8 protein-coding genes and 2 pseudogenes are annotated in these 12,719 nt (G+C 65.5%); 5 read left to right on the plus strand and 5 right to left on the minus strand.

The genetic code is table 11. From position 1 onward, the window contains the following. Window positions 1-56: 56 nt before the first annotated feature. Window positions 57-572: pseudogene (locus A9X01_RS20325) on the minus strand (PE family protein); the annotation flags it as partial. Window positions 573-959: 387 nt separating this feature from the next. On the opposite strand from A9X01_RS20325, the gene A9X01_RS20330 reads away from it, so the two are divergent. Together A9X01_RS20330 and A9X01_RS20335 are read left to right on the plus strand one after the other, a co-directional pair. Next, window positions 960-2,171: an acetyl-CoA C-acetyltransferase gene (locus tag A9X01_RS20330; protein ID WP_065122477.1), complete on the plus strand. Its 1,212-nt coding sequence runs from the start codon at window positions 960-962 to the stop codon at window positions 2,169-2,171. 17 nt (window positions 2,172-2,188) lie between these two features. After that, entirely contained in the window at window positions 2,189-4,333 is a 2,145-nt protein-coding gene (locus A9X01_RS20335; RefSeq protein WP_065122478.1) for a 3-hydroxyacyl-CoA dehydrogenase NAD-binding domain-containing protein, read from the plus strand. 134 nt (window positions 4,334-4,467) lie between these two features. On the opposite strand, the gene A9X01_RS20340 is transcribed toward A9X01_RS20335, so the two are convergent. After that, a complete protein-coding gene (locus A9X01_RS20340; RefSeq protein ID WP_065122479.1) occupies window positions 4,468-5,328 on the minus strand; it encodes an LLM class F420-dependent oxidoreductase in 861 nt (286 codons plus the stop codon). Between the two features lie 50 nt (window positions 5,329-5,378). Further along, window positions 5,379-6,155 (minus strand): annotated as a pseudogene (locus tag A9X01_RS20345) (FAD-dependent monooxygenase). Window positions 6,156-6,441: 286 nt separating this feature from the next. On the opposite strand from A9X01_RS20345, the gene A9X01_RS20350 reads away from it, so the two are divergent. Beyond that, window positions 6,442-7,425: an LLM class F420-dependent oxidoreductase gene (locus A9X01_RS20350; RefSeq protein ID WP_065122480.1), complete on the plus strand. Its 984-nt coding sequence runs from the start codon at window positions 6,442-6,444 to the stop codon at window positions 7,423-7,425. Here A9X01_RS20350 and A9X01_RS31910 read toward each other — a convergent pair. After that, window positions 7,422-9,314, minus strand: a complete 1,893-nt coding sequence (locus tag A9X01_RS31910) for a serine/threonine-protein kinase (RefSeq protein WP_065122481.1) — start codon at window positions 9,312-9,314, stop codon at window positions 7,422-7,424. The genes A9X01_RS20350 and A9X01_RS31910 overlap by 4 nt on opposite strands. 148 nt (window positions 9,315-9,462) lie before the next feature. On the opposite strand from A9X01_RS31910, the gene A9X01_RS20360 reads away from it, so the two are divergent. Both A9X01_RS20360 and A9X01_RS20365 read left to right on the plus strand, forming a co-directional pair. Further along, a complete protein-coding gene (locus A9X01_RS20360; protein ID WP_065122482.1) occupies window positions 9,463-9,888 on the plus strand; it encodes a Zn-ribbon domain-containing OB-fold protein in 426 nt (141 codons plus the stop codon). Between the two features lies 1 nt (window position 9,889). After that, the gene (locus tag A9X01_RS20365; protein ID WP_065122483.1) at window positions 9,890-11,035 is read left to right on the plus strand and encodes a thiolase family protein; all 1,146 of its coding nucleotides are present in this window, start codon (window positions 9,890-9,892) and stop codon (window positions 11,033-11,035) included. Window positions 11,036-11,058: 23 nt separating this feature from the next. Here the strand turns inward: A9X01_RS20365 and A9X01_RS20370 are convergent, their stop codons facing one another. After that, window positions 11,059-12,708: a DNA repair helicase XPB gene (locus A9X01_RS20370; RefSeq protein WP_065122512.1), complete on the minus strand. Its 1,650-nt coding sequence runs from the start codon at window positions 12,706-12,708 to the stop codon at window positions 11,059-11,061. Between the last annotated feature and the right edge of the window lie 11 nt (window positions 12,709-12,719).

Consider the following 12,719-nt stretch of genomic DNA (forward strand, 5'->3'; position numbering starts at 1 on the left):
CGACGACGCCGGCCCGGATGACGCCTTCGTCACCGCTGGTTCAGAACGAGAACAACGCTGCCGCCGTTGCCGATCAGCCCGGCCGCACCGCCGTTGCCCCCGGCCACCCCGGCGCTGGTGCTGCTGTAGCCGGCGCCGCCATTGCCGAGCAGCAAACCACCGTCCCCGCCGGTGGGGTGGGCTGCGGTGCCGGTGGCGCCGTCGCCGATCAGCGGGCGTCCGAGTAGCACCTGGGTGGGGGTGTTGATCACCTGCAGCAACTCTTGCCCGAGGGCCTGCAGGGGATTGACGTTGTTTGCTTCGGCGGCTGCGTAGGCTCGCGCGCTGGTGGTCAAAGCTTGCAGAAACCGCTGGTGAACCACCCTGACCTGCGCGGCTGCCTGCTGGTAGGCCTGCCCGTGAGTGCCGAACAGCGACGCGATCGCCGCCGACACCTCATCGGCGCCGGCGGCGGCCACGATGGTGGTGGCCGTTGCTGCCGAGGCGCTGGCGGTATCGACCATCGCACCGAAGCCGGCGATCGTCGTCGCCGCCGCATCCACTGCCTCGGGCACCACCGTCAGCAAAGACACCATTGTCTCCTTCGGACCGCCTCAACCCGGTTGACGCCACACCGTATCCACTGCCCGCCCAACCGCGGTTTCTTTCCAGACACACATTGAATTCCAAGTGAATGCAGATAATCAAGCGATTGGTAGCTGACCGAACGCCACGCTGGCGTGACGCTCGACGTTGAACGCCACGCTGGTGTGACGATCGGCGGCAGTATGCGGCGGAATCCCCGGGTGTTGCGCAGCCCGCTGGCCGAACCCGCCTCGCAGACATTTCGCCCTCAACCGGCCCTGACCTGCGAACTCCCTCCCAACCAACAGGTTGGCCGAGCGCCCTGTTAGTGTGCCTGTACTGGACCTAGTCTGTAAGACGGATCCAAACCCTCCCTTTTGGAACAGGAAATCGACATGTCCGAAGAAGCCTTCATCTATGAGGCCATCCGTACGCCCCGCGGTAAGCAACGCAACGGCTCCCTGAACGAAGTCAAGCCATTGAGCCTGGTCGTGGGCTTGATCGAAGAGCTCCGCCGGCGCAACCCCGATCTCGACGAGAACCTGATCAGCGACGTCATCCTGGGCTGCGTCTCCCCGGTCGGCGACCAGGGCGGCGACATCGCCCGGGCCGCGGTGCTGGCCTCGGGTATGCCGGTCACCTCCGGCGGCGTGCAACTCAACCGCTTCTGCGCGTCTGGCCTCGAGGCCGTCAACACCGCAGCCCAGAAGGTGCGCTCGGGCTGGGACGACCTGGTACTGGCCGGCGGCGTGGAGTCCATGAGCCGGGTGCCGATGGGATCCGACGGCGGCGCGATGGGTCTCGACCCAGCGACCAACTACGACGTGATGTTCGTTCCGCAGGGCATCGGCGCCGACTTGATCGCCACCATCGAGGGCTTCTCGCGTGACGACGTGGACAACTACGCGCTGCGCAGCCAGGAGAAGGCCGCCGAGGCGTGGTCGGGCGGCTACTTCGCCAAGTCCGTGGTGCCGGTCCGCGACCAGAACGGTCTGCTGATCCTCGACCACGACGAGCACATGCGGCCCGACACCACCAAGGAAGGCCTGGGCAAGTTGAAGCCGGCCTTCGAGGCCCTCGCCGCGATGGGTGGCTTCGACGACGTGGCGCTGCAGAAGTACCACTACGTCGAGAAGATCAACCACGTCCACACCGGTGGTAACTCCTCCGGGATCGTCGACGGCGCGGCGCTGGTGATGATCGGGTCGGAGAAGGCGGGCACGGCCATCAACGCCACCCCGCGGGCTCGCATCGTCGCAACCGCCACCAGCGGTGCCGACCCGGTGATCATGCTGACCGGCCCCACCCCGGCCACCAAGAAGGTGCTGGACCGTGCGGGCCTGACCGTTGACGACATCGACCTGTTCGAGCTCAATGAGGCCTTCGCGTCGGTGGTGCTCAAGTTCCAGAAGGATCTGAACATCCCGGACGAGAAGCTGAACGTCAACGGCGGCGCGATCGCCATGGGCCACCCACTGGGTGCGACCGGCGCCATGATTCTGGGCACCATGGTCGACGAGCTGGAGCGGCGCAACGCCCGGCGCGCGTTGGTGACGCTGTGTATTGGCGGCGGCATGGGTGTCGCGACGATCGTAGAACGAGTCTGAGAGGGTTTCGAACAGCAATGGCCGACAACACCATTCAGTGGGACAAGGACGACGACGGTATCGTCACGCTGACGTTGGACGACCCGTCCGGGTCGGCGAACGTCATGAACGAGGCCTACATCGAGTCGATGGGCAAGGCCGTCGATCGTCTTGTCGCCGAGAAGGATTCGATCACCGGTGTGGTGATCACCAGCGCCAAGAAGACCTTCTTCGCCGGCGGTGACGTCAAGAGCATGATCCAGATCGGGCCGGAAAACGCCGGTGAGGCATTCGATCTGGTCGAGAACGTCAAGAAGCAGTTGCGCACCCTTGAGACCCTGGGCAAGCCGGTGGTGGCCGCCCTCAACGGCGCCGCGCTCGGTGGTGGCCTGGAGATCGCGCTGGCGTGCCATCACCGCATCGCCGCCGACGTGAAGGGGTCGCAGTTCGGCTTCCCCGAGGCGACGCTGGGCCTGCTGCCCGGCGCCGGTGGGGTCACCCGCTCGGTGCGCATGTTCGGCATCCAGAACGCGTTCGTCAACATCCTGTCGCAGGGCACCCGGTTCAAGCCGGCCAAGGCCAAGGAACTGGGCCTGATCGACGAATTGCTGCCCACCGTCGAGGAATTGGTTCCCGCCGCCAAGGCGTGGATCAAGGCCAACCCGGACGCGCACGAACAGCCGTGGGACAAGAAGGGCTACAAGATGCCCGGCGGGACCCCGTCGTCGCCGGCTCTGGCGTCGATCCTGCCGTCGTTCCCGGCCTTGCTGCGCAAGCAGATCAAGGGCGCGCCGATGCCGGCGCCGAAGGCCATCCTGTCGGCCGCGGTCGAGGGTGCACAGGTCGACTTCGACACCGCCAGCCGCATCGAAAGCCGTTACTTCACCACGCTGGTCACCGGCCAGGTCTCGAAGAATATGATCCAGGCGTTCTTCTTCGACCTGCAGACCATCAACAACGGTGGATCGCGGCCCGAGGGCATCGAGCCAGTGAAGATCAACAAGATCGGTGTGCTCGGCGCCGGCATGATGGGCGCGGGCATCGCGTACGTCTCCGCCAAGGCGGGTTACGACGTGGTGCTCAAGGATGTTTCGATCGAAGCGGCCCAGAAGGGCAAGGGCTACTCCGAAAAGCTCGAAGCCAAGGCGCTGGAGCGGGGTCGCACCACGCAGGAGAAGAGTGACGCACTGCTGGGGCGTATCACCCCGACGGCCGACCCGGCTGACCTCAAGGGCGTCGACTTCGTCATCGAGGCGGTGTTCGAGAACCAGGAACTCAAGCACAAGGTGTTCCAGGAGATCGAGGACGTCGTCGAGCCCAACGCGGTGCTGGGATCCAACACCTCCACCTTGCCGATCACCGGTCTGGCGACCGGCGTCAAGCGGCAGGAGGACTTCATCGGGATCCACTTCTTCTCCCCGGTCGACAAGATGCCGCTGGTGGAAATCATCAAGGGCGAGAAGACCTCTGACGAGGCGCTGGCCCGGGTGTTCGACTACACCCTGGCAATCGGCAAGACCCCGATTGTGGTCAACGACAGCCGCGGTTTCTTTACCTCGCGGGTCATCGGCACCTTCGTCAACGAGGCGCTGGCGATGCTCGGCGAGGGTGTGGAACCGGCCAGCATCGAGCAGGCCGGTTCGCAGGCCGGTTACCCAGCGCCGCCGCTGCAGCTGTCTGACGAGCTCAATCTGGAGCTGATGCACAAGATCGCCGTCGCGACCCGTAAGGGTGTCGAGGAGGCCGGCGGAACCTACGAGCCGCACCCGGCAGAAGCCGTGGTGGAGAAGATGATTGAGCTCGGCCGGTCGGGACGCTTGAAGGGCGCCGGCTTCTACGAGTACCCCGACGGCAAGCGGTCCGGGTTGTGGCCGGGCCTGCGGGAGGCGTTCAAGTCCGGTTCGTCCGAGCCGCCGTTGCAGGACATGATCGACCGGATGCTGTTCGCCGAGGCGCTCGAGACGCAGAAGTGCCTGGACGAGGGCGTGCTCACGTCGACGGCCGACGCCAACATCGGTTCGATCATGGGCATCGGTTTCCCGCCGTGGACCGGAGGTAGCGCGCAGTTCATCGTGGGCTACGAGGGACCGCTCGGCAGGGGCAAGGAAGCCTTTGTGGCCCGGGCCCGGGAGCTGGCCGAGAAGTACGGCGACCGATTCCTGCCCCCGGACTCACTCACGTAGCTGGCGCGAGCAGACGCGAAAGCCCCCATTTCGTGCCGAAATGAGGTGCTTACGCGTCTGCTCGGCGTTACGCAAAAGCCCCCGAAACAGCGTGGTTTCGGGGGCTTTTGCGTTGCCTATTACCAGTCCCCCGTTTACCAGGCCGCGGCGATGCGCCGCCATTGCTCGCGCGGGAACTGTTTCGGGTCCTCGGTGAGCACCTGCACGCAGACATGGTCAGCGCCGGCTTTGTGATGCTCGGCGACCCTGCGCAGGATCGCGCCCTCGTCGCCCCACACGATAATCGCGTCGAAAAGACGTTGGCTGACCTGCTGCACATCGTCTTCGGTAAAGCCGCTGCGCAACAGGTTGTTGGCGTAGTTGGGCAAGGCCAAATACGAACGCAGCCAATCGGTTCCGATGCGGCGCGCTTCGTCGGCGTCATCGGTGAGGATGGCGGTCTGCTCGGGCAGCAGCAACGGGCCCTCGCCCAATGTCTTTCGAGCCGAGGCGGTGTGCTCGGTGGTGACTAGGTAAGGGTGCGCGCCGCGGGCGCGGGTCGCCGACAGCTGCAACATCTTTGGGCCCAGCGCCGCCAGCACGCGGCTCTCGGTCGGTACCGGCCGCTCGGCGGCATCCAACCCGTCCAGAAATGACGCCGTGGCCGCGAGCGGTTTGCGGTACCGGCCGGGTTCGCGGGAGTCGATCAGCGGTGCATGGCTGACTCCGATGCCGAGCAGGAACCGATCACCGTGCTGATCGGTGAGTGCGGCGTACTCGGCGGCCACGTCCTGCGGTTCATGCATCCAGAGGTTCAAGATTCCGGTGGCGATAACGGTGCGCTTGGTTGCGCCGAGCAGGTTGCCCACGGCGTCGAGCACCGACTGCCCGCCGACATCGGGAATCCACAGCGCGGCGTAACCGAGTTCGTCCAATTCGGCTGCGGCATCGGCGGCTTCGGATGGGTCGTTGTAGCGTAGCTGGCCACTCCACACGCCGATACCAGTGAGCTCCATGCAGATCTTTCCTCTCGTTCGATGCTTTTTGACCACTTTGCGAAACGCCGTCAGACGCGCGAGTAATCCTTGAACTGCATCGAGTCGAATACCCGCACGCTCTTGGAGTTCAACCTCATGATTGCCCGGGTTACGCCGGTGGGTAGCACCGACATCAACTGTGCCGCTCGCGTCAGAGCCCACATGCCTCTTGTCGAGTCTGGAATCAGACGTTTGGCGGTGACCCGCGCGAAGGCCCGGCTACGCCGGACCGGATCGGCCAGCTGCCGCTCGTATTCGGCGAATGCGCGCGTGTAATCGCCGCGGGCCTGAGCCATTTCACCGGCGAGGACTTAGGCGCCGAAGACCGACAAGCTGGTGCTGCCGCCGACGGCGGGCCCTGGGCAATATCCTGCGTCCCCGACCAGCGTCACCCGGCTACGCGACCAGGTGTCTAGTTGCAACTGGGTGATCGAGTCTCCGAACAGGTACTCGATGTGGTCTTGCCCGGCGCCGTAGTACGCCTCGCTGAGGTCGTCGCGCATGATCTCGACGTGCCGATCCGAGGCGGCCGCGACGAGCTTCGAGACGTCGACGGCGATGGGGCGCTTGGCGCCCTGTGGGTGGATGGTCAAGTGCGACGTACCGGTGGCCAACGCCTCGATCTGGGGCAGCACGCCCATCTTCTCCGAGATTTCCATCGCCGGCCGGAACAGGTCGACCGCGTGGCCGCCGGTCTTGCGCAGTGTCGGCGAGCGCTCCACGACGGTGACCTCGAAGCCGTACCGGTTGAGCCAGTAGGCGAGCACTGGCCCGTAGATGCTGGCTCCGGAGATCAGAACGCGCACGGCGACCCCCTACTTCGCGTCTGTCAAGGATAGGTGTTGACGGGTGCGTCGTTGCCCGCATCGCAGCGACTCCCGCGGCCCGTGCCGGGCCGCATCGTCGCCGGGCTGTACCCGATTGCCCGCCTCCTCCGCGGCCCGTGCCGGGCCGCATCGTCGCCGGGCTGTACCCGATTGCCCGCCTCCTCCGCGGCCCGTGCCGGGCCGCATCGTCGCCGGGCTGTACCCAATTGCCCGCCTCCTCCGCGGCCCGTGCCGGGCCGCATCGTCGCCGGGCTAAAGTCACCGCATGCGCTTTGGTCTCTTCATCCCGCAAGGCTGGCGAATGGACCTCGTCGGCATCGAACCCGAGCGGCACTGGGCGGTGATGCGAGATCTGGCCACCTACGCCGACGGCGGCGCCTGGGATTCACTCTGGGTCTACGACCACTTCCACACCGTGCCGCTGCCGAGCGACGAAGCGACGCACGAGGCGTGGTCGTTGATGGCGGCCTATGCCGCCGTCGCCTCACGGATCAAGCTGGGCCAGATGTGCACCGCCATGAGCTACCGCAACCCGGTCTACCTGGCCAAGGTCGCGGCCACCACCGACATCATCTCCGGCGGCCGCGTCCAGATGGGCATCGGCGGCGGCTGGTACGAACACGAATGGCGTGCCTACGGCTACGGATTCCCGTCGGCAGGGGTGCGGCTGGCTCGGCTCGACGAAGGCGTACAAATCATGCGGGATGCCTGGCGGGAGGGCAAAGTCAGCTTCGACGGCAAGCACTACCAGGTTGACGGTGCGATCGTGTCTCCAAAGCCGTTGCAAGACAACGGTATTCCGCTGTGGATCGCGGGAGGCGGCGAAAAGGTGACGTTGCGGATCGCCGCGCAGTACGCCCAATACACCAATTTCACCCCCGAACCCGAGGCATTCGCTCACAAATCCGAAGTGCTTGCCGAGCACTGTCGCAACGTCGGCACCGACTTCGACGCCATCGTGCGATCAGCCAACTTCACTGCCATCGTGGGCACGTCAGACGCGGAGGTCAAAGACCGCCAACAGCGGGCGCGCGACCGGTTGGCCGGTTATGTGCCCGAGGCCCTGGCGGAATCCATGGTCGCGGGCATCCCGGACTCGGCAACCGGCACTCCGGAGCAGGTCATCGAACGGCTGGCCAAGATCCGTGAGCTTGGCTGCGAATACGCGATCTGCTACTTCCCCGAGGCCGCCTACGACCGCTCCGGTATCGAGTTGTTCGAACGGGAAGTGATTTCCGCACTGCGTTAATCACCGGTGCGCGTGAACACTTCGCTGAAGTCGATATCCACCGCACACGACCCCGTCTGCGTCCAGTGCCCGTTGCCGTTGAGGGTCGGTATCGGGTCCTGCACCGGTTGTGGCAGCGGAAACTGGGCGTTGGCGTTGAGCGTTGCGGGATTGCCGTCCGGGCACTTGCCGCTGTTCGTGTCGGTCCACGTCCACATCCCGGCGGCGTAAATCAATGGCACGTCACCGGATTTGGCGGAAAAGTAACTCATGCACCGATCGCCGGTGCGTAGACAATTCGTGGTGATCTCGGAGTTGCCCATCTGCTGGGCGTCTCCACCGACGAATTTTCGAGTCAGCTGATAGTGACCCCGGAGTCCCTCAGCAACTGATACCACCCGCGGCGGCAGGGTGGCTGGGTCAGGGAGGCCGGGGGCGACGTCGCCCGTCCGGGTGAACGTCACGGTCCGCTTCTCCTGGCAGTTGTTACGGGCCGTGCGGGTGTGCTCGCCGCTCAGCGTGCCGTCCGGACGGGCTTGCAGCCGGAACACCTCCCAGATCTCGCCGGTGCTGTTCCGGCACGGATTCGTTGAAAGTGCCACTGCCAGCCAGGTTCCGCCGACCTGGTCGAACACCATGGTCGAGGCGAAGTGCGGTTCACCTTTCAGTCGCGACGCCGTCGCTACGCACCCAGTCGCTCCGCATACCGACCGCACGCCGTAGGTTCCGGTGGACGGCTCGGCATCGGGAGAAGGATTGCCGTCCAGATCGGTGAGGGGCCCGAAGTCGGCGCGATAGGTCCCGGTGAACGGGCCCGCGGGCGTAGCAGACGAATTGGACGGCGCGGGGTTGGCAGGTTGGGGCGCGGCGGTGCTGGTGGGCTGGCGCGATGATTGGGTGAGCTTGACGCCGGCGAACACCCCGCCGACCAGCAGCAACGCTACCGCGACAAGGGCGCCGATGAGTACCGCGGGGCGCTGAGCCCAGCCCCTACGGGTCGGCACGGGAAGGGGGATTGACGGCTGAGTGTGCTGGGCGTGCAACGCAATTGGAGTGTCGTATTGATATGGGGTGAGGTGCTTGCTCAGCGCCAACGCGAACTCACCGCAGTTAGCGAACCGGTCGGCCGGTTCCTTGGCCAGTGCTCTGGCAAACACGGGGTTCAGTCCAGCGAGTTCGGGGCGACGGTCGCCGATCGAGGGCGGCGGGGTGCCGATGTGCTGGGTGATCACCACCGTGGGATTGGTGTGGTCGAACGGCGGAGCGCCGGTCAGCAGGTGAAAAGCGGTGCAGGCCAACGCGTATTGGTCGGCGCGCCCGTCGATCGGCCCGCCCTTGAGTTGCTCGGGGGCGGCGTAGGCAACCGTTCCCACCGCCACGTCGGCTGCGGTGATACCCGTCCCGTCGTCCATGCGTCGCGCGATGCCGAAATCGGCGAGATAGATGCGTCGGTCCTGCCCGCCGTCGGGGTGGGTGAGCAGGATGTTGGCGGGTTTGACGTCGCGGTGCAACAGGCCACGGTGATGGGCGTAATCCAGCGCCGAGGCGACGGCGCTGATGGTCGAAACCACTTCGTCAACGGGCATGCCGCCCTGGTAGCGCTCAGCCAGCAGATTGGCGACGTCGGTGCCGGCCACGTAGTCCATCGAAATCCACAGCAGGCCGTCATTCTCACCGCGGTCGTAGATGCGCACGATGTGCGGATGGGAAAGGCCGGCCGCCAGGTCGGCTTCGCGGGCGAACCGGGCCCGGTATTCGGGATCGTCGGTGAACTCCGCGGGCAGCACCTTCAGTGCGTCGTCACGCGGCAGTCGTGGGTGCGTCGCCAAATACACCCGGCCCATGCCGCCGGCGCCCAGTATCCGCAGGATCGTGTATCCGGCGAATACCTGGCCAACCTTGAGGGACATGGCCAAATCGTAATTGCTCTCGATAGGGCAGGACCCTATGTACGCGACGGACCCGCAATCAGGAGCGAGAATGCAATTTCCGGTTTTATGGAACGCTGTTGTACCGTTTGGTGAGTCGCACTTTTCTCGTGCCTGATGGAGGACCTCGATGCAGAAGGTACTTGCCCCCGATATCTCGACCTGGCCTGACGAGAACCCGCAGCTCATCGGCAGTCGATGCGGCAGCTGTGGGGCCACGACATTCCCGGTGCAGGAGTGGTGTCCGCGCTGCAGCCTCGGGGAAATGAGCGAGGTGCTGTTGCCGCGGCGCGGCAGTCTGGTGGCATGGACGACCCAGGGATTTCCGCCGGGCGCTCCCTATGCCGGGCCGACGGGAAAGGACTTCGTCCCGTTCGGGGTCGGCCTGGTCCAGCTGGGTGACATCATTCGCGTTGAGGGCCGCCTTACCGAGAACGACCCGGCCAAGCTGCAATTCGGCCAACAGGTGGACCTGACGTTCGTCCCGCTGACCACCGACGAAGAAGGCAACGAGATCTTGACCTTCGCCTTCGAACCTGTTTCCGAGGGGGCGTGAGATGACCAACGATGTGGCGATCATCGGCGTCGGGCTGCACCCGTTCGGCCGGTTCGAAAAGACCGCGATGCAAATGGGCGCCGAGGCGATCCAGGCCGCGCTGACCGACGCTGGCGTCCAGTGGAGCGACATCCAATTCGGCTTCGGCGGTAGCCACGAGGTGTCGAACCCCGACGCCGTGACCCGCCTGGTCGGGTTGACGGGCATCACCTTCACCAACGTGTTCAACGCTTGTGCCACCGCCGCCAGCGCCATCCAGCAGACGGCGGACACGATCCGGCTGGGCAAGTACGACCTCGGCATCGCGATCGGCCTGGACAAGCACCCGCGCGGTGCGTTCACCGACGACCCCGCCAAGTTGGCGCTGCCGCAGTGGTATGCCCAGAACGGCCAATTCGTCACGACCAAGTTCTTCGGCATGAAGGCCAACAAGTACCTGCACGACCACAACATCTCGCAGGCCACCCTGGCCAAGGTGGCGGCCAAGAACTTCCGCAACGGTGCGCTGAACCCGAATGCCTTCCGGCGCAAGGCGATTTCCGAGGAAGAGATCCTGAACTCGGCCGTGCTGAATTATCCCCTGACGCAGTACATGTTCTGTGCGCCCGACGAGGGGGCCGCGGCAGTCGTCATGTGCCGCGCCGACATGGCGCACAAGTTCACCGACAAGCCGGTGTACGTGCGTGCCTGTGAGATCCGCACCCGCCGTTACGGCGCCTACGAAGTGCATGCCACCTTCGCCCCGCTGGACGAGGATGTCTCGCCGACCGTCTATGCCGCGAAGGCTGCCTACGAGGCGGCGGGCATCGGGCCCGAGGACGTCGATGTCGCCCAGTTGCAGGACACCGACGCCGGCAACGAGGTGATCCATATGGCCGAGACGGGCCTGTGTGCCGACGGTGAGCAGGAGAAGCTGCTGGCCGACGGCGCCACCGAGATCCACGGCTCGCTACCGGTCAACACCGACGGCGGTCTGATCGCCAATGGCGAGCCGATCGGGGCCTCCGGATTGCGGCAGATGCATGAGCTGGTGCGGCAATTGCGGGGGGAGGCCGGCGAACGTCAGGTGCCGGGCAACCCGCGGGTTGGCTTGGCGCAGGTCTACGGGGCGCCGGGCACTGCGTCGGCGACGATCTTGTCCCTCTAGTTCAGCGCGTCTGCTCGCCACAGCTAGATGGCCGGGCCCAGTAGGTCGTCGGCGTCGCGGATGATGTAGCCGTAGCCCTGTTCGGCGAGGAAGCGCTGCCGGTGTGCGGCGTATTCAGCGTCGAGGCTGTCGCGCGCGACCACCGAATAGAAGATTGCGCCGCCACCGTCGGCCTTGGGTCGCAGTAGCCGGCCCAACCGCTGGGCCTCCTCCTGCCGGGAGCCGAAGGTACCCGAAACTTGAACTGCCACAGACGCTTCCGGAAGGTCAATGGAGAAGTTGGCCACCTTCGAGACCACCAGGGTAGAGATCTCACCCCGACGGAAGGCATCGAACAGCGCTTCGCGTTCCTTGGTTTTGGTGGCGCCCTGAATCACCGGCGCGTCCAGCTCGGCGCCGAGCTCGTCGAGCTGGTCGAGGTAGGCGCCGATCACCAGCGTCTGTTCGCCCGGGTGGTTCTTCAGAATCGATTTGACCACAGCGATTTTGGTGTGCACCGTCGAGCACAGCCGGTAGCGTTCCTCCGGCTCGGCGGTGGCGTACATCATCCGCTCGTTGTCGGTCATCGTGACGCGTACTTCCACGCACTCGGCCGGGGCGATCCAGCCCTGTGCCTCGATGTCCTTCCACGGCGCGTCATAGCGTTTCGGCCCGATCAACGAGAAGACGTCGCCCTCGCGGCCGTCTTCGCGGATCAGCGTGGCGGTCAGCCCCAGTCGCCGTTTGGATTGCAGGTCGGCGGTCATCCGGAACACCGGCGCCGGCAACAGATGCACCTCGTCGTAGATGATCAGGCCCCAGTCGCGGCTGTCGAAGAGCTCCAGGTGGCGGTATTCGCCCTTGGTGCGACGGGTGACCATCTGGTACGTCGAGATGGTGACGGGCCGAATCTCTTTGCGCTCGCCGGAGTATTCACCGATCTCGTCCTCGGTCAGCGAAGTACGCGCCACCAGTTCACGCTTCCACTGTCGCGCGGCGACGATGTTGGTGACCAGGATCAGCGTGGTGGCTTGAGCTTTGGCCATCGCGGCCGCGCCGACCAGCGTCTTGCCGGCGCCGCAGGGGAGCACCACCACGCCCGAGCCACCCGCCCAGAACGACTCGGTGGCCAGCTGTTGGTAGTCGCGTAGTTCCCAGCCGTCGGGCTGCAGACTGATCGGATGCGCCTCGCCGTCTACGTAGCCGGCGAGATCCTCAGCGGGCCAACCGATCTTGAGCAGCATCTGCTTTACCCGGCCCCGCTCGCTGGGATGGACCACGACGGTGTCGTCGTCAATGCGGGCCCCCAGCATCGGAGCGATCTTCTTGTTGCGCAGCACTTCCTCGAGCACCGCGCGGTCCAGGCTCACCAACGTCAGCCCGTGCGCGGGATGCTTCACCAATTGCAGGCGGCCGTAACGGGCCATGGTGTCGACGATGTCGACCAGCAAAGGCTGCGGGACGGCATAGCGGGAGAAGCTGACCAGCGCGTCGACAACCTGCTCGGCGTCGTGGCCGGCGGCGCGCGCATTCCACAGCGCCAGCGGCGTGATGCGGTAGGTGTGGACATGTTCGGGCGCGCGCTCCAGCTCGGCGAACGGCGCGATGGCGGCGCGCGCGGCGCCGGCCAATTCATGGTCCACCTCGAGCAGCACGGTCTTGTCCGACTGCACGATCAACGGCCCGTCGGCCACCTGCAACTCCT

Origin of the sequence: Mycobacterium asiaticum, from assembly GCF_001668675.1 — a bacterium.
GTDB classification, from domain to species: Bacteria; Actinomycetota; Actinomycetes; order Mycobacteriales; family Mycobacteriaceae; genus Mycobacterium; species Mycobacterium asiaticum_D.